The organism is Paenibacillus sp. HJGM_3, from assembly GCF_045062745.1.
In the GTDB taxonomy this organism is placed as follows: Bacteria; Bacillota; Bacilli; order Paenibacillales; family NBRC-103111; genus Paenibacillus_AA.
The window spans coordinates 47,885-66,526 of the sequence record NZ_JBJGED010000009.1 but is presented as its reverse complement, the minus strand read 5'-3'; the positions used below and the strand labels follow the sequence as shown (position 1 = coordinate 66,526).

The 18,642-nt window shown below is 51.7% G+C and carries 13 protein-coding genes; 12 read left to right on the top strand and 1 reads right to left on the bottom strand.

Annotated features, from left to right (window positions below; genetic code table 11):
* Positions 1-215: 215 nt before the first annotated feature.
* Complete coding sequence (glnA, locus tag ACI5FR_RS12305) at positions 216-1,640, top strand: type I glutamate--ammonia ligase (RefSeq protein ID WP_405454807.1); 1,425 nt, start codon at positions 216-218, stop codon at positions 1,638-1,640.
* 217 nt (positions 1,641-1,857) lie between these two features.
* On the top strand, positions 1,858-3,462 hold the full coding sequence (locus ACI5FR_RS12300) for a type 2 periplasmic-binding domain-containing protein (RefSeq protein WP_405454806.1): 1,605 nt from the start codon (positions 1,858-1,860) through the stop codon (positions 3,460-3,462).
* 73 nt (positions 3,463-3,535) lie between these two features.
* Here ACI5FR_RS12300 and ACI5FR_RS12295 read toward each other — a convergent pair whose 3' ends face one another.
* On the bottom strand, positions 3,536-4,333 hold the full coding sequence (locus tag ACI5FR_RS12295) for an HAD family hydrolase (RefSeq protein ID WP_405454805.1): 798 nt from the start codon (positions 4,331-4,333) through the stop codon (positions 3,536-3,538).
* Between the two features lie 190 nt (positions 4,334-4,523).
* Between ACI5FR_RS12295 and ACI5FR_RS12290 the strand changes: the two genes are divergently transcribed.
* The 10 genes from ACI5FR_RS12290 (at position 4,524) to ACI5FR_RS12245 (ending at position 18,631) form a co-directional block, all read left to right on the top strand.
* A complete protein-coding gene (locus ACI5FR_RS12290) occupies positions 4,524-5,861 on the top strand; it encodes a DegT/DnrJ/EryC1/StrS family aminotransferase (RefSeq protein WP_405454804.1) in 1,338 nt (445 codons plus the stop codon).
* Positions 5,862-5,910: 49 nt separating this feature from the next.
* Complete coding sequence (locus ACI5FR_RS12285; protein ID WP_405454803.1) at positions 5,911-7,716, top strand: polysaccharide deacetylase family protein; 1,806 nt, start codon at positions 5,911-5,913, stop codon at positions 7,714-7,716.
* 424 nt (positions 7,717-8,140) lie between these two features.
* Positions 8,141-9,394: an S-layer homology domain-containing protein gene (locus ACI5FR_RS12280; RefSeq protein WP_405454802.1), complete on the top strand. Its 1,254-nt coding sequence runs from the start codon at positions 8,141-8,143 to the stop codon at positions 9,392-9,394.
* Positions 9,395-9,658: 264 nt separating this feature from the next.
* The gene (locus ACI5FR_RS12275; protein WP_405454801.1) at positions 9,659-12,307 is read left to right on the top strand and encodes an OmpL47-type beta-barrel domain-containing protein; all 2,649 of its coding nucleotides are present in this window, start codon (positions 9,659-9,661) and stop codon (positions 12,305-12,307) included.
* 447 nt (positions 12,308-12,754) lie between these two features.
* Positions 12,755-13,294: a maltose acetyltransferase domain-containing protein gene (locus ACI5FR_RS12270; protein ID WP_405454928.1), complete on the top strand. Its 540-nt coding sequence runs from the start codon at positions 12,755-12,757 to the stop codon at positions 13,292-13,294.
* 602 nt (positions 13,295-13,896) lie between these two features.
* Positions 13,897-14,421, top strand: coding sequence for a hypothetical protein (locus ACI5FR_RS12265; protein ID WP_405454800.1), 525 nt, complete (start codon positions 13,897-13,899; stop codon positions 14,419-14,421).
* A 145-nt stretch (positions 14,422-14,566) separates the two neighbouring features.
* Positions 14,567-15,781, top strand: coding sequence for a MerR family transcriptional regulator (locus ACI5FR_RS12260; protein WP_405454799.1), 1,215 nt, complete (start codon positions 14,567-14,569; stop codon positions 15,779-15,781).
* Positions 15,782-15,906: 125 nt separating this feature from the next.
* Positions 15,907-16,635 (top strand): HAD family hydrolase, encoded by a 729-nt coding sequence (locus ACI5FR_RS12255; RefSeq protein WP_405454798.1) that lies wholly within the window; start codon positions 15,907-15,909, stop codon positions 16,633-16,635.
* A gap of 337 nt (positions 16,636-16,972) precedes the next feature.
* The gene (locus tag ACI5FR_RS12250) at positions 16,973-17,419 is read left to right on the top strand and encodes a hypothetical protein (RefSeq protein WP_405454797.1); all 447 of its coding nucleotides are present in this window, start codon (positions 16,973-16,975) and stop codon (positions 17,417-17,419) included.
* A 123-nt stretch (positions 17,420-17,542) separates the two neighbouring features.
* Complete coding sequence (locus ACI5FR_RS12245) at positions 17,543-18,631, top strand: leucine-rich repeat domain-containing protein (RefSeq protein WP_405454795.1); 1,089 nt, start codon at positions 17,543-17,545, stop codon at positions 18,629-18,631.
* The last annotated feature ends 11 nt before the right edge of the window (positions 18,632-18,642 follow it).

Below are 18,642 nucleotides of genomic sequence, written 5' to 3'. Positions count from 1 at the left end.
GAACCTTTTTTTGTTCATAAGGGAACGTACGGATATGGCGATTTTGTGAATAAAGCGGTTTCAGTGTAAGAATAGCTGACATGAGCGTAAAAAATACCTTACATAAGTATTGACGGGTCAAAACAGGCCGTTCTATAATAAGTCCATAATCATTGAAAACTTGAACAATGATGATCAATTTAGCCGAGAATGTTCGGAAATAGGAGGATATGAACATGTCAGTCCAAAGCGTCTTGTCGTTAATCAAGGAGAAAAATATCGAGTGGGTTGATTTCCGTTTCGTCGGATTGTCCGGCAAAGCGCAACATATCAGCTTGCCTGCCTCTGAGGTAGAAGAAGAGACCTTCGAGAACGGCGTAGCCTTCGACGGTTCGTCCATCCCGGGCTTCCGCGGCATCGAAGAATCGGACATGGTCATGATGCCGGATACGGAAACCGCATTTGTGGATCCTTTCACGGCTCACCCTACATTGGTCATCATGTGTAATATCCATACGCCGGACGGCGAGCGCTACGATCGCGACCCTCGTTCGATCGCTCAGAAGGCCGAAGAGTACCTGCAAAAAACCGGAATCGGCACGACCGCATTTTTCGCGCCTGAATCCGAATTCTTCATCTTCGACGATGTTCGCTTCGAGTCCGGCATGAATAAGTCCTACTTCGAAGTGGATTCCGAAGAAGCGGCATGGAACAGCGGCCGCAAGGAAGAGGGCGGCAACCTGGGCTTCAAAGTACCGGTCAAAGGCGGTTATGTGCCGGTAGCTCCGATGGACAGCCAACAAGACATCCGCAGCGAAATGTGCCGTCTCTTGGCCGAGACCGGCCTCCGCATCGAGCGTCATCACCACGAAGTGGCAACGGCAGGCCAAGCGGAAATCAACTTCCGTTTCGATACCCTGACGAAGACAGCCGACAATCTCTTGAAATACAAATATATCGTCCACAACACTGCCCGCCAATACGGCAAGGTAGCGACCTTCATGCCGAAGCCGCTGTTCGGCGACAACGGTTCCGGGATGCACGTGCACCAATCGATCTTCAACGATGGGGCTCCGCTCTTCTACGAGAAAGGCGGCTACGCGAACCTGAGCGAGATGGCCTTGAACTACATTGGCGGCATCTTGTACCACGCTCCGGCCCTGATCGCGTTGACGAACCCGAGCACGAACTCGTTCAAGCGTCTCGTACCTGGCTACGAAGCGCCGGTGAACCTCGTGTTCTCCAAGGGCAACCGTTCCGCAGCGGTTCGGATTCCGATCGCAGCCGTTACGCCTAAGGGCTGCCGCATCGAGTTCCGTACGCCGGACTCCACCGCGAACCCGTACCTCGCTTTCGCAGCTATGCTGCTCGCAGGTCTGGACGGCATCCAGAAGAAGATCGACCCTCGCGCCCTCGGCTATGGTCCGTTCGACAAGAACATCTATGAAATGTCCGACGCTGAGAAGAACGAAATCCGCAGCGTTCCGGGTACGCTGGACGAAGCACTAGACGCCCTGGAAGTCGACAGCGAGTTCTTGACGCAAGGCGGCGTATTCAGCCAAGACTTCATCAGTAACTACATCGAATACAAGCGCGCTGAAGCGAAATCGGTCTCGATCCGCATTCATCCGCACGAATACGGTCTGTACTTCGACTGCTAATCCGAATTCTACGTTATCTTCTGTTTTATACCCTATACCCTCTTGGACCTCCGGCTTGCCCGCCGCGAGGTCTTTTTTTGTGCTCTTCCAAATTCATAGGAAAATAGTGTGGATTTCCTTGCCCGCCTCCTGTATAATGCAAATGAATACCTATATGGTACCTGTATCTATTTCGGGGTTTTAACTAATACTTCATGGAGAGGGAGTTAACGTTCAAATGAAAAAGCTTCGTCAAGTCGCTGCACTCTCACTGGTGTCATCGCTCGTCCTAAGCGCATGCGGAAGCGGATCCGACGATCCGAAACCTACGGATTCCGCGGCAGGAGGCTCGGCTGCAACTGCGTCCGCCAAACCCAAGCTGGAGCTGAAGTGGTTCATCAACGCACCGAACAACTCGCAGCTGCCGGCAGCAGATCTTGATTTCGTCAAGCAAGCGATTGACCAGAAGTTCAATGTGGATTTGAAAATTGAGCATATGGCTGCCGGCGCGGATTATACGAGCAAAATGAACTTGAAGCTCAGCTCCGGCGATACACCGGATATGTTCATCGCGACCGGGGTCGATTCCCAAAAGTACATCCAGGACGGAGTCGTCGCCGATATGACTCCGTATGTCACGCAGCAAACGATGCCGAACTATTTCAAATACTGGGTTACGCAAGAAGAGCTGAAGCGGTACCAGATCGAGAAAGTGTTCAAACGCGCTCCGCTGCCGTTCGCCAAGACGCAATATCAGTCCTACTACGTTAGAAAAGACTGGCTGGACAAGCTGGGCCTCAAAATGCCGGAGACCTATGAAGATATGCTGACGGTTATGAGAGCGTTTGCGAACCAAGATCCGGACGGCAATGGGAAGAAGGATACTTACGGGTATACAGCAGCAGGAGCATCGACGTCGATCCCGAGAGATTTTCCGCAATTCGCCAACAACGGGCTAATCGCCGCTTTCATGCTGGAAGGCGACTCCTTCGTAGACGTAGGCAGCGACATTCGGATCGGCAAATCCCTGGACGACCTGAAGAAGCTGCTGGCTGAAAATGTGGTGGATCCGGACTGGTTCGTGAATAAAGCCGGACAGCAATTGGAAAAGGCTCAGCAGGGCAAGGTCGGCATGGTGTACACCGGAACGCGGGAGTTCGCCTTCGACAACCATCCGAGCAGCATACAGCAAAAGACGAAGGAAATCACCGGGGTTCAAACCGTCGATTGGCAGCCGTTCAATCCGTGGGCCAAAACCGGCGTATTCTCCGAGGCGCTTCCCGGCAACCCGTTCCTGTTCGGCGTGAAGACGTCCCCGGATAAAATCAAGCGCTCGGTCGAAATCCTGGACTGGTTGTTCAGCCAAGAAGGCTACCTGATGACGCACTATGGCATCGAGAACAAGCACTATAAGAAAACCGGCAATAAAATTGAAGTCATTCCGGATGCGTTCAAAAAGGATATCACCGATCAAGGCAGCTTCCTCAACATCTATGGTTCCTTCACACCGGCGAACGATTACGGCTTAATCGGACTGGAGCTGGCCGATTCCCGGGAAACCGATCGTGACCGTAAAATTTTGGAGAAGCTGAAGACGTATAAGTATATTCCTTCGATCGGAACGAACGTGGCCACTCCGGCTGGCGTGAATTTGTCCGATTTCCGCAAGCAGATGAACCAGTTCCACGTCAATATCGTGTTCGATGAGAAGGATGCCTCCAACTGGCCGAAATACCGCCAAGAGATCATGACCAAGTACGGCGGCAAGCAAATCTTCGAATCGTATGCCGAGCAGATCAGCGCCGCTCAAGGCAAGACCTATAAGTTTAAGGCGGAGAATTAAAGATCGGAAGAAGCCCGGCTTTCTATAGCCGGGCTTCTTTTTGTGCGGTTATGTGGTTATGTGGTTATCGGTTTCAGGACCGAATGAAGGTCAATTGCTCCAGCACGCGAGCTACGCCATCCTCATCGTTGGAAGCCGTGACGGCATAAGCCAGCTCATGGAGCTCCTGCACCGCATTGGACATAGCGATCGGATAGCCGCAATGCCGCAACAGCTCGAGATCGTTGTAATCGTCTCCGAACGCCATAATATCCGCCGCCGCAATACCATAATGTTGGCAAAGCGCCATTACACCCGATTCCTTCGAGACACCCTTGCCCATAATCTGCACCAACCGGTTCTGATCGGTCACGACGAGATTGGCCAGATGCCCGAACCGTTCCGGCCATGTAGCCATGAGCAAGGCGGGATCGAACTCCGAGAGGAGCACCTTGGTTGCCTCCAATGCCCGGAGTTCAGCGAGGGGCACAATCTCGGGCCCACAGTCCGGATTGTAGGAGGCGTCGTCGAGGATCGGCCGGTTCGCGTACCAGACGTCCTTAACCTCCACGCAGACCAAGCCGGTCGGGAAATTGCCGTCGCAGTAGTCCAGAATCGCGGCCGTAACCGCCTGGGGGATGCCGTAGTGCGCTTCGAACCCGGTCCGGGTGTCGGAGACCTGGGCACCGTTGTAATAGACGAAGGCACAGACCTCGAGCAGTGCCGGGGGGATGAACGTCCGGACCGAACGCGGAGGCCGTGCGGTTGCGATGATGATCCGCAGCCCTTCGTTATGGCACGCCAGGACGGCCGCCAGGTTGCGGGGGGACACTTGTTTGTTCGAGTCGAGTAACGTTCCATCGAGGTCCAGAACGATTGCTTTTGGGTTCATTTTCAGTCCTCCGGCGGCATAGATTCATATGAGTTTCTAAAGAATATACCACAGGATGCAGGGTTACGGCTCAAAAGATTTTTTAAAAAAGAACGTCCCTTCGTGTAAAAATAAAAAGTAACAGGTATGTAACAGGGGAAGGGTTAGTGGTACAATGAACGTATCCTACAACATTATGGAGGGGAATGCGATGACAGTCTCGGCGCAATCGAAGTTAGCGCTGCTCGGCGGCAGTAAAGCGGTTACACTCGAGGAAGGCGACCTGTTCAAATGGCCGATCGTCACGGAGGAAGACGAGCAAGCGGTGCTGGAGGTCATAAGAGCCGGCGCGATGTCCAATACCGACGTAACCGCCAAGTTCGAAGAGGATTTCAAGCAATGGCTGAACATGGATTATGCCCTCGCCTTCAATAATGGGACCGCTTCCTTGCAAGCGGCTATCTATGCCTGCGGACTCGGAGTGGGCGACGAGCTCATCTGTCCGAGCGTCACGTACTGGGCGTCCGGGCTGCAAGCATTCAATCTCGGCGCGACCGTGGTGTTCGCGGACATCGATCCGGTCACGCTCTGCATCGATCCGAACGATATCGAGCATCGTATCTCCGACCGGACGAAAGCGATCATGGTCGTCCATTACTTGGGTCATCCGGCGGATATGGATCCGATCCTGGCGATCGCGGCCAAGCACAATCTGAAGGTGATCGAGGACGTCTCGCATGCGCAGGGCGGGTATTACAAAGGCCGGCGCCTGGGGACGATCGGGCATATCGGCGCCATGTCGCTCATGTCCGGCAAGTCGCTGGCGATCGGGGAAGGCGGCATGCTCGTCACGAACGACCTGAACATGTATGAGCGTGCGCTGTCGCTTGGCCACTACGAGCGTTTCGGCGCGAAGATTGTTAGTCCGGAGCTCAAGCCGTACACCGGCCTGCCGCTCGGCGGCTACAAGTACCGCATGCATCAAGTGAGCTCGGCGATGGGGCGCGTCCAGCTGAAGTATTACGATCAGCGCTGCGCCGAGATCGACAAGGCGATGAACTATTTCTGGGATTTGCTCGAAGGCGTGCCTGGCCTGCGACCGCACCGGACGCCGCCGAACACCGATACGACGATGGCCGGCTGGTATGCGGCGCACGGCCACTTCGTGCCGGAGGAGCTGGGCGGCCTCTCGGTGACCCGCTTCTGCGAAGCGGTGAGCGCCGAGGGAGCGCCGGCACGGCCGGGCTGCAACCTGCCGATGCACAACCATTCGCTCCTGCATGACGCGGACGTGTACGGACACGGCAAGCCTACGCGCATCGCGCACGCCTCCCGCGACGTACGGGAGCTGGACCGCAGCTTGCCGGTCAGCGACGGTATCGGTCACCGGGTGTATTCGATTCCGTGGTTTAAGCACTTCCGCCCGCAGCAGATCGAACAATATGCGGCGGCTTACCGGAAAGTGGCGGAGAACTATCGGGAGCTGCTCGAAGGCGACACGGGCAACGCTCCGCTTGTTGGCGGCTGGCATATGTCCAACCGTCGCTAATCGACTTTTATCATCATCGCAGACGACTGCGCCAGAAGGGATTTCATCTATGATTCATGTAGTTTGGAACGAGCAGGAATGTCGGCTGACCCGCGAGGAAGGCCGTCCCTGCTATACGGAATATATTTTTGAATTGCTCTCTTATTTGGGATTGTCCTATTCGAAATGGTCGACGGAGCGCTGGATGGCGGAGCTTCCGGCAGGTGTCAGCCTCGTCGTCGGCGGGAGCGAAGATGCTTCGTGGGCCACGACGTGCGAAGCGTATTGCCGGGAAGGCAACACGTTGCTCGCGATCGGAGGGCTGTACGGATTGGACCGCTTGTTCGGGGTTACGACCGTAAGCAACGACATTAACATCACCGAAGGCTGGGTGAACTGGGCCGGCGCTCCGCTCGCGGAAGATTTGCTCAGCTCCTTCCACTTCTTCGGCTCCGTCTGTGTGAAGACGGAAGCCGATGCGGCTGAAGGCGAACCTGCACTCGAGCAGTGGGGGCAGCTCATCCGCCGCAGCGGTGTGGCGCGCGAGCCGTTCCCGGCTGTAGCGGTCAAGCCGGTGGGTAGCGGGAGAGCCGCTCTGCTGACGGTGAACCTGATGGAGACGTTCTGTCTCATCCAGCAGGGCGTGAAGGTCGTCAAGGACGGCGCGCCCGCTCCGGATGGCACCGGCGCGATCGACGACAACATTCTGAAGGCCGACGATTCCTCCGTCCTCGATTGGACCCGCGACCGCCAGTCTGCGACGCCGGAAGGCGCGCCTTTCTACCTCCATCCGATCGTAGACGAGTGGCGCATCCTGTTCATGCGGCTCCTCCATCGGCTGCACTTGGAGGGCGGACAGCCGTTCGGGCAAGTATGGCTGTGGCCCGACGGCATCTCCGGGCTCGGGCATATCTCGCACGACACGGACCGCAATTTCGCGGACCAGGCAAATCTCACGATCGACCGGTTGGCCGAAGCCGGCGTAAAGTCCACCTGGTGCATTATTATGCCAGGCTATCCGGCGGAAGTGAACGAGCGAATCGTAGCGGAGGGGCACGAAGTGGCGCTCCACTACAATGCGCTTGGGACGGAAATTCCGGAGAGCCACTGGAAGGAATCGCACTTCCGCCATCAGTTCGACATGCTCCAGGCACAGTTCCCGGACGTGCGGATCGTCTCGAACAAGAACCACTATTTGCGCTGGGAAGGCGATTTTCAGCTGCTGCAATGGTGCGAACGTCAAGGGATTATGATGGAACAGTCGAAGGGCGGGACGAAGCAAGGGAACAAAGGCTTCCTCCACGGTACTTCGCACCCTCACTTGTCGTTTAATCCGGCGACCGGACAGTATGCGACTCAGGTTATCAGCTTGCCGACGCTCTCCTGGGATCCGCCCTTCCCGATGCGATGCACCGCGGAAGAGGCATTCGCGCTGAGCGAGCGGGCTCGGGACGTTTATGGCGTCGCTCACTTCCTGTTCCACCCGTACATGGTCGGGGTCGAGGACGCGGTGGGCGAGATGATGGTGAAGCTCGTTGAGTACGGGCGCAGCCTCGACCTGGAATGGTGGACATCCGAGCAGATCTGGAAGTGGTTCCATCTGCGGCGTCATGTGTCCGTCGAGTGGTCCGGCGATGCCGGACACGGGGCCCAAGGCCGGATCGTCTCGACCGCCGCTGAGGAGATTGAAGGCGTGACGGTGCTGCTGGCGTACGACGAGGCGGCGCTCGGCTCGCCGGATCAACCGTGGGGCGTGTCTGTCGACAACGGGGCAAAGCTCGCCCGCGTCGCCGACGTCACCCGCTTCGGGTGCAAGTACAAGGAAGTCCAGCTGCACCTGCAGCCTGGCGAAACGAAGATTTGGCTGACCCGTTGATGGGGGGCGGTCGATGCAAAGATTAACGACGCAGGCAAGTGCTGCGAACCGAAGGAGGACTCCGACCGCTGTTGAAATCACGTCACTTCGATTGCAGGTAAGAGGTTATGACGTGATTTCAAAGGCGGACGCAAGCTTCTCCGTCTCTCCTCCGGTCCTCCGCAAGTCCTGCATCGACCTAATGGAAAAGTAATAAAAGAAAGCCGGATCCTGGGATCCCTAATCCCACGGACCGGCTTTTTCATTCGACCAATTCCGACATAAAATGCGAAAAATGTCCTATAGGCATTAATAAATCTTCCTCCGCAAGCCATAGTCGCGAAGACGGTTCCCAAAGATGAACATTCTCCTTATGCTAGATAAGGGCGGTTGCCCATCGGGGCAAACGCATATAACCGAAAAGTACATATGAGGGAGTCGGAAAATGGCGTATTTTCGCAAGTGGGCGGCATTAATTGGATTGATCATCACGATCGTAACCGGGACGGTTGCTTCCGCACCGGTGCAAGCGGCCGAAACGACAGCGGTATTCCGCGATGTGCACGGACATTGGGCGGAGGGGACGATCGGTGCGATGGTCGGGCAAGGGATTCTGGACGGGTTTCCCGACGGCACGTTCCGACCGGACGAGCCTGTGGCTGCCGATCAATTCATTAAGATGGTTATTTTATCGTTCAGCGAACGGTTTCCGAACGGCGCACGCGGATGGAAGCCGTCGTTTCTGCAATCTTTAAGCCCAACAAGCCGATCGGCGCTCAATCAGGATTACCGCGACTTTACGTTCAAACCAAGCGAGACGGGCTATTGGGCCAAGCCTTTTCTCGATTTGGCAGGGGGCTTGAATTTCATAGCACGCAATCAATTCTCCGATTTCAAAGCGAAGCTAAAGCGCGAAGAGGTCGCGGAAATTCTCTACTACACGCTTAAAGAAACGGAATATACCGAGGATGAGGGGTACAGTATCGGCCTCGCGTCGAGGTTCGGCGACTTCCAGAGCGTTCCGGCGAGAGCGCAGCGATTTGTGGCGGAGGCGTATGCCAAAGGGATTATGGAGGGGTACCCGAACGGATATTTCGGGATCGGACAGCCGGTAACTCGATCTGAAGCGCTACGCATCCTCGAGCGGCTGAGCGACAAAGCGAAGCGCGTCGATGTTGAACCTGCAGCGGGTCAAGAGGAGTTCCTCCGGCTTGTGCCGACGAAGGACGGCAGCTACAAACGCCTTCCGTTCCCTAGCGTACGGATGGCGCAAGCTTTTGACAAACTGACGGAGGCCGGCAAGCTGCGCGGGACGAATTACGATTTGCAAGAGACGGTTCTGCGTCTGTTCCGGGATACGGAGACGAAAGAGCATGCGCTCGGACACGTTACCGGAAGTGCGCAGGAGGAGACGTCGCTTTGGGTCGATCCGCCTTTCCACACGTACGGGGTGACGATTCATCTGGGCGAAGGCGTGCTCGACCGCAATAAAGAGGCTATTTTCGCTTTTACCGACTTCGTTTTCGGGTATAATGCCACTGAGTTCCGCAAGCTGTTTCAAAGTGTATATGATCTGGTCCAAGCAGGAGGCCAGCCAGATTCAGAGACGAAGCAGATCGGCATTTTCTCCGTTGAAGCACGGCTGCAGGCCGACGGAAAAACGCTAGTATTTTCCATTCTTGAACCGAAACCGTTATGACGATGTGAGGCGGACCGATCCGGTCCGTCTCTATGTATTTTGTGCGACTCTACAGTGGGGCGAAGTCCTCGAATAGGTGTGATCGTAAAAAATTGCAGGGGACCATAAATAAATCAATACAGGAAATCTCCTCATTTCACTAATATGGTAATTGAAAGCGTTTACGCAGTAAGCCATTATACGGATGGAGGGGGTGGATTTGGAAAGAAGTTATGGCTGCAGGTTAAAGTGAGTTCATTTTAAGAAAATAAAGGAGGTTTTTTGATGTTCTTCTTCGCGGCTAAGCATCAAGCTTATAAAAGGGGAGTAAGCTTAGTTCTCTCGTTTGTATTCGCACTTATGCTGATCAGCCTATCCGGGACTCCTGCATCCTCCGTTCATGCAACGCCGGGAGACAGCTTAGGTTTATTAGAAATTGAAGTGAACAAGCCGGTAAACGCAGTCGTAGATCTGAATCAGGCAACCATTCATATCTCATTGCCTTACGGTGCCTTATATCAAATGCTGAATGTTAGGACAAACCCAGGTGCTGCCGCAACCCTATACAGAAGTAACGGAACAACGGCCATCTCTTTTGCTGCCAGCGGCATTAACAAAGGAGATGCGAAGATGGACCAGTTTTCAACAAGTGGAACGACGTTGTATTATCTGGTTGTCGCCGATAAGAATGAAAGCAGCAACAGTCGAACCTATGAGATAACCGTTAAGGTAGAAATGACCTTGCCTTCTATAACCGGGATGGGAGCGAGTGACAAGTATTTGCCTCTCAATATTCGAGGGGGAGAACATGCATGGGATGTTATGGGCGCATCCAAAATCGGCAACGGCAGTACGACGGGCTCTGTAGAAGGCCCGAACACCCCCTCGTCATACAGTGGGAAAACATGGTCGCAATCGGTCTATGACCGTTCTGGCGATTACCCGGTTGCTTCGACAGTGAATGAAGCATGGTTGGGGGATAACATGTATTTGCAAACCATTGGAAGAAAGGACACGGATGCACTTGAAAAGTATGGGATTGCCAATATACCGGGAACCGACAAACTAGGATCGGACATTTTACGGTTTCACGAATTTCTGCCTTTTGTAACTCCGGACGGCGTAAGCCGGGACGACGGCGATCGGGGCGCTGTGGGCAGTGATCGTCAAAGGCTGGAGATTAAAAGCAACACCAACGCTTCCAGCATCGACGCAAACAGCAAGGGCGGCGACATTATGACCCACCACTGGAGGTTTATGCTCCCGTCGGAAACTTTAAGGTTTCAGAACGATGTGGGGGATCACCATGCCGGCGATTTTATAGCTCCCCGGAGGTTTTGGCACATCTTCCAACTGAAAGAAATAGCCGGAAACGCTGCCGGACAGCCAGTGACTACTCTATCTCTGGTTTCAAGCGGAGGCAAAGGGCACCTGGAATTCAGGAACAATCCTGATGGCGATTATGCGGATCGAATCAAACCGTTATTTACGATTCCTTTTGAACAGGTCGTTGACCGCTGGCTTGATTTTGATGTTACGATCTTAACAGCCGATCATGGTTATGTCTACGGGAAGCTTGTCGATCTGGAAACCGGTCAGGTGCTTTTTGAAGGCGGGATGACCGCTGAAACCTACAGACGTCCTGAAGTGCAGAACCCGATTACCGGCCGAGACGAAAGAGGCGACCTTCCTGTTGAACCGGGGCAGCAAAACCGTTCCAAATGGGGGCTTTATCGGGGGATGTATAATGGCGCAGGAGATACAGCCTATGCTGATGAATTCCAATCCGCAACCATGTATCTCTCCGATATTTATTTGATCAAGAGGGATAAAGACAGCTATATTTTCCCTGATGGCTGGGATCCCAAAGCTCAGCCTAAGGATATTGTAGCGTGGGCAAGACCAAAAGAAATTACAGCTTCCGATGGTACGCCGTTTGGACGCTTAGGCTTGCCTTCCCAGCTTGATGTAACCTTAAGTACGGGGTTGACCGAGAAGGTGAACGTGACTTGGAGCTCCGCGGGGTATAACCCCGATGCCATTGGAACTTCCAGGATTTATGGTGAATTTACCGGAACTGGATTGACGAATCCCAAAAACATTAAGCCTTATATCGATATTACCCTACGTGATCTGACGCCTCCGGTAACGATTGCTCTGATTGATCCGATTCCGCAGAACGGCTGGCTGAACACGGAGGCGACCGTCACGTTGTCGGTATACAACGATCGTTCCGGTGTAGCGAAAACGGAATACAGGCTGGGGGATCCTGCAAATTGGCAGCCCTATGCCGGACCGATCGCGTTTACCAATGAAGGCATTAGTCGACTTGAGTACCGTTCTATCGACGCTGTAGGCAACATCGAGCAATCGAAGGAGCTCATCGTCCGGATGGACAAATCGAAGCCGGTTTTTGGACTGACGGGAAATGGGGAACCGTTTGTGGATGGTGCCGTTTACTCCGATGATCGCTCGATTGCCCTGAATCTTAACGCGAACGATGCACTATCCGGTATAGCAAGCCAGGAACTCACCCTAGATGGAAAGCGGTTGGAGAACGGCGCTTCTATTGATTTGGCCGGAAAGCTTGGCCCTCATCTCCTAAGGGTCGTAATCACCGACCAGGCCGGCAATACGACGGATGCGTCTTTCGGCTTAACAATGATCGCCACCCCCGAAGGAGTTGCCAACTTAATGAACCGATATGTCGAAGCTCGCGAATTGAAGGGGCCGCTGGTTGACCAATTGCGGAACAGTTTGAAGCAAGCGTTGCATCAATTGGACAAAGGCGACAGGGGGATGGCCGCCAAACATATGGAGGATTTCCTGAAGCACCTGAATAACGAGCCGATGGCGGATCAAGTCTCCGAAGCCGCGATATCCGTGCTCCGAATAGACGCTACTGCTTTGATGAAAGAATGGTCCCTGAAGTAAATATACAGCATGGATCGGTTGGCCTGCGCTCGACTAACGGCAGGTTATGAAAGCTTACCGTATCGGCATATCTTTTAGGATTCCTTAATAAATTTGGTAATGGGAAACGTAATGCAATCCATGGGAGGGGGAGCCTGGGCGAAGGAGCTAAACTTTGGAGACGGAGGCGATCGTCATGAGTGTAGATACGCTCATACAGTTCCTCATCCTCATCGTTATGCTCATCGAGCTGGCGACCAAGACAGGAAAGTCATAACGTACCCCAGTAAGGGAGACCCTCATAAGGAGAGGCTCCCTTTTCTGTTTGTAGCTGTCCTCGTTCCTTCCGCTCCGTTAAGGGGCAGGATATTGACGATATTTCATGAATCATATAGATAAAAGTTGTATTGTTGGAGGGATTTTATTGAAAGGGATGGCGCTGTGCAAACAAAAACCGAGAAAGAAAAGATGCTAAACGGCGAGCTTTATCAGGCGGCCGATCCGGAGTTGGTGAAGGATCGCATGAACGCGCGGCGGCTGACACGGCTTTTCAACCAGTCGCTTGAAACAGAGAATGATCAAAGAAAAGCGTTCCTTCGGGAGCTGTTCGGCTCAACAGGGAATCATTTTTACGTCGAGCCTGCATTCCGATGCGATTATGGATATAACATCCATGTCGGTGAGAACTTCTATGCAAACTTCGATTGCGTTTTCCTCGACGTTTGTGAAATTCGTATTGGTGACAATTGCTTCCTAGCTCCCGGCGTCCACATCTATACCGCAACTCACCCCTTAGAGGCTGAGGATAGAATCACCGGAGCGGAATACGGTAAGCCGGTCACGATCGGCCACAACGTATGGATCGGCGGGCGCGCGGTTATCAATCCTGGCGTAAAAATTGGCAATAACGCGGTTATCGCCTCTGGAGCGATTGTTACTAAGGATGTTCCTGATAATGTGGTTGTTGGTGGTAACCCAGCCAAGGTCATTAAAGCTCTTCTCCACTAAGGACAGATTTACTTCACGGAATAGGATTGGGAGAGTTTTGTAATATGGTGAGCAAGAGGTGAAGCAATGTTTTCCCGTTTTTTTGTAGGTTTGTTCCTGAACTGGACTCTTATATCTGTCTGCGCTTTCATCATTTTTAGATTATTTAGTCTTTACACTAAGACATATTGGAAAAACGATATATGGATTTCTATATCTCAAGGCTTGATGATTTCATTAATAATGTCTTGTATGGCACGATAAATATCCTTTGCTAAACAGGAACACTGAACGGCGGCCTTGTTGCGTTAACGAGCAAGAGGGCTCTATAAAAGCGGACACTCGTATGTCGACTTTATCCAGCTGACGCCACATTAGGCCCCATCGAACAGAGCTATAGTTCGATGGGGCCTTTGCAATTGTGGTACGACGGAGACGAGAGCCATCCGTATTCCCTACTCAAAAAAAGCTCGCTCATTGAAGGGCAGGTTGAAGTGAAACTAATGCTTGCTTCGAAGCGTTATCAAATGTAGGTGTGTTTCGATATCGTAAGGATACGCTGAAATTCAGGTAGACAACCCTGCACGACCGTGCCGGCGTTCGCTCCTTAAGGAGGCAAGGGTTTGGGAATACCTAGACGTTATATGAAATCATTATGTACAGGTGAAAACATGAAAACAATAATTAAGTTCGGTTATATACTAATTATCTCTGCATTTGTTATTGGTTGTAGTTCGGATGAAGTAGATAACCCATTATATAATCACTTACAAAATGTCAAGGATGGCGTAGATATTTGGAGTTCAATCAATTATCAAATAATAACCGAGCCATCTTCAAGTGAATCGTCATTTTTAGTAAACATACTAGTGAGGTTAGAAAACAAGGGAAAATTAAGGGCTGAATCAATAAAGATAAATTTTGTCGAATCAACTCCAATAAAGTACACGAATGGATCAGGACATGAAGGGATAAATCATGGCTACTTAGATACAAATGAAGAATACGAAATCTATAGGAACTATTTATTTAAAAATCAAGAAGAAGCCGAAGAATTAATAAATAAATCGGAGATTACAGTTGAATGGAAAGAAAAAGGAGTGAATAGGCAACTGATTTTAAAATTTCCCAGCCAGCCCACTCGATGAGGGCAAGGACGAGGCTGCCGAGATGAATCGGCAGCTTTGATGCTTTCACCCGGGAAGCCGGTTGGGATCCCAGAGAGTCGAAGTTCTTGACTCTTCCGTTGCGGAAGCCGGTACAATACTAGCAGAAGGGAGGAGTGATTTTCGCATGGACAAATTAATCGCCATCGGGGAGTTGGCCGCCAGTATGGGAATTTCCGTCCGCGCCATTCGGTATTACGAGGAAATCGGGCTGCTACTCCCGCATTCAACCTCGGAAACTAACTATCGGTTTTACACGGAGCGGGAAAAGACGACTTTGGGGCTTATTCTGCTTCTTAAGCAAATGGGGCTTTCCCTTCGGGAGATTAAGGCCTTGGTCGGAGGAATGGAACCGGACGCGTTCCTCGAGCTTGTCAATCAACATCTCGAGCGGCTTCGACACGAACAAGCAGAGATCTTACTTCAGCAAGAGATTTGGGAAACCGCACGTTCCCTTTTTGACGGAGACCCCTTGGGTGCTCTACAGAAAGCTTCCCTTACCAAGACAGAAGGAATCCGTAAGCTTCTGGAACATAAAGCATCGGTAAAAGTCATAGGGATTGGCGGTGACCTGGCCCCGGTGCTGGCCGGGTTAATGCAGGTGGAACCACACTTGGACATCTTGCATCTTTCCGAGGAGGGGGGCCTTGGAACAGGCTTGATTTGCGAAACGATCTCCATCCAGGGCTCGTCGTACGAGGTCGGCGTTCAGGAAGAGCTGCATCAAATCCGGAAAGGTTTGCAGAAGTCGGAGTTGCTGTTTATTTTGGCCGGTCCTCCCGAGCCTGCCTCCATCCTCGCGAGGGAGGCGAAGAAGCTAGGCATTCCTACGATCGGCATCTATCATCCGACCAAAGCCGAAGAGGACATTGAGCCGCCACCTCATCAGGAGTTCATGGATCAGGTCGACTTATGGTTCGATGGATCGGTTAGCTCCGCTTCGGAGCCGGTGGACCATACGGTTCACGCTGTGGTTGGTCTTTCTTCCTTGCTTTTGAACACGCCCATCCGGATCCAGGATATCCAAGCCCTCATCCGTAATCAAGGGAAAGCTGAACTAAGGTTTGGACAGGCAACCGGTGCGAATAAAATAACCGAGGTTTTGGAGCAGTTGTTTTCAGAAGCCTCTCGGTCGACTGACACTCGGGAGAGTGCTTCCTCTGCAATCTTGACGATTACCGCTTCAGACGAGTTGACTATGCCGGAAGTGGATCGGATTGTGCGGGCGGTGCAAGACCATTTGGGGAGCCAAATCAACCTCATCTTCGGTACCGTCATCAATCCTGCCCTCTCGGACACCCTCCAGGTCAGCTTGGTACTGGCCGGCGAAAGTCGATCATAGGTTAGAGGCAATTCGGCTATTATCTGGATTAATACCAACTATTACATAGATTCATTATTTTTATGGCCGTTCTCCCCTTATACTGGAAATGTAGAGGAAGCATTTTGAACCGGGGAAGTGATACAGTGAAAGGTCAACAGCCCAAAGCAATCCTTCTGGATTTGGATGACACGATCATAGCGTTTGACCATGGAGTCGACACAGATAGGTTTTGGCGAGAGGCTATTCGAAGCCATGCGGAGGAAGACGAGAATCACTGGGAAGAACTGCTCTCCCGGATTAAGGCGCAAGCCAAATGGTATTGGAGCGACCCAGAGCGGCACCGCTTAGGCCAGCAGGATCTCGTCAAAGCCAGGCAAACCATTATTGAAGAGTGTTACCTGCAACTGAAGCGGGTGGAGGGCGGCCGGGCGGGCAGGATCGCGGCAGCCTATACCGATCTGCGGGACGGAGCGATTCGACTGTTTCCGGATTCGATCGAAGTCCTCCAGCAGCTTCGTCGGCAAGGGATCAAGCTGGCCTTGCTCACGAACGGGAATGCAAGTGTGCAGTGGGGGAAAGTCCACCGCTTTGAGCTGACGCCGTATTTTGACTGCATCTTGATCGAAGGGGATTTGGGGTTCGGCAAGCCCGACGCCCGCATGTATCATCAAGCTTTGGAGCAGCTGGGTGTCGCGCCCCATGAAGCCTGGATGGTCGGAGACAACTTTGAATGGGAGGTAGCGGCGCCTCAGCGCCTGGGGATCGCCGGCATCTGGCTCGATCACAAACAAGCGGGCCCCCCATCCGCTTCCTCCGTTCAACCGCACAAAATCATTCGGTCGCTGGGGGACTTGCCGGTTTTGTTTGAATAACCTTCCACAAACGGAAACCTCGGACAATAAGTCCGGGGTTTTTGCATATTCGGCTTAACCGACGGGTCGTTTTTTCGTATTCAATTACAGGGTTGCCCCATTGCAAACATGTTACTATGAGAGCAGGAGGGGAACCCGATGACAACCGTCAAACGCTCCATTCTCCAGTCATGCTCGGGAAAGTCGTAACTGGTCGATCGCGACTTTCGCGGCAGCCGGCACAGGGTCGGCTGCCGTTATTAGTTAAAGTAAGGGGCAGCAGTTTAACGCAACTTTCCAGGTAGTGGAAACGTAAGATTAATAACGATGTGAATACATTTTCAGGTGGGCGATCTTAATGAAGTATTATTTAATTACTTTTATTGTTATTTTTTTCACAACTTCAGGTTGTACGAATAAAACTGAAGATCGAGACATTAATTTATACATTTCCAGTAGTTCGGCTTCAATCGGAGCCGTTCTTCCTGAACAAAAGGATATATACAATCAAAAATTAACTTACAGCATAGTTATGCAAAATCCGAATAGAATTAGTGTCGTTGACAACGTGGATGTGATACTCACAAAACTTTTAAAAGACAGGGTAATTAAGATACAAAGCGAAGGTATTCAATACGACGATAAGGGAACGATAATTATTTCTGGTGAAGCTATTTTTGATGCTAGGGGTTTAAGTAAAGAAGAAATTTCACAGTTTGACCTTCTAAAAGGTATTCAATTCATTGGTGATAACAATAAAGAATATTTCCTTCCAATACTTCAGGAGAACGATAGCGCATTATGACACCACAGACAAGACAAGGCTGCCGCGATGGTCGGCGGCCTTGTTACGCGAAAGGGCAGTACAGTATGGCGAACAAAGGGTCACATAGTATATCTTATTCAAATGGAAATGGAGACTAATGAGATGAGGATGTATACAGATCCAAAAGGTAAAGCTTACGAGGCGGTAATAGATTTAGCGATACGAAACTCGAAATGGTTCGTGCTCGGGGAGAAGATAGCGAATGCGGCTGATGTGAACCGTGACCTTTACACAAGCAAATTGGAAGCCCTGGAACCTTACCTGGTCAAGACAATCGTAATCCAAGGCGATAATATAGATGAAGTTATACAAATAAGAAATACCTATCGAAGTGACGCCTTTTATACCACGGGAACCTACTATTTTTATAGATGCTGTGAAGAAAGCGGGAATCTACTGAAGCAAATGGCAAACCGCCTGTCAGATTGGATTTATCCTAACCTGCCGGAAGACTTGTGTTTCTTGAAAGAAGGTGGCGGCGACTTCCTTTACTCAGTTGTGCATGAACATATGTATGGTATGGAGGTAACTGAGGAAGAAGCAATCGAACTGATGGATCGAATTACGGGGCTTTTTTTGGAATTAAAGGCTCACCGGGACTTGGATCGTTTGCTAGATGATGCAATTAAGCATCATACCGACTGGCTATATATAAGTGGACATGGGCTGTTAGAGCTGCCTGAGCGAATCCGGGAGCTTACAGAGCTGCGTGATCTAGAAATATTTGAACAGGATCTGTATCGTCTACCCGAAGGGCTGTTCGAGTTAAGCAAGCTTGAACGCTTGAAAATCCTGACGGCTGATTTGGAGAGCATTCCTGCATCCATTGCCAGGCTCAAGAATCTTAGGCTGCTTTGCATCCAGTGTGCGAGCTCGGATCGGCCGACTCCCGGGTGGCGGGCTAAGCTGAAAGAAGAGATCAGCCTAAACCGTATCCCCCCGGAGATTGGGGAATTGGAGCAACTGGAGCAGCTTACGATTCAATACACCTCGATCCATGAACTACCGCTTGAGTTAGAGAGGCTTAAGAACCTGCGAATCTTAGACTTAGGAATGTGTATGATTAGTCAGAAACCCGATTTCCTCAATGGAATGAAGCAACTGAAATACATAAATATTTCAAAGGATTCGTTGAACAATAGCTTAAATAACGGGCAAATGCATGAAGCTAACGGGTCAGCTGGGATATAACATTCCAATTT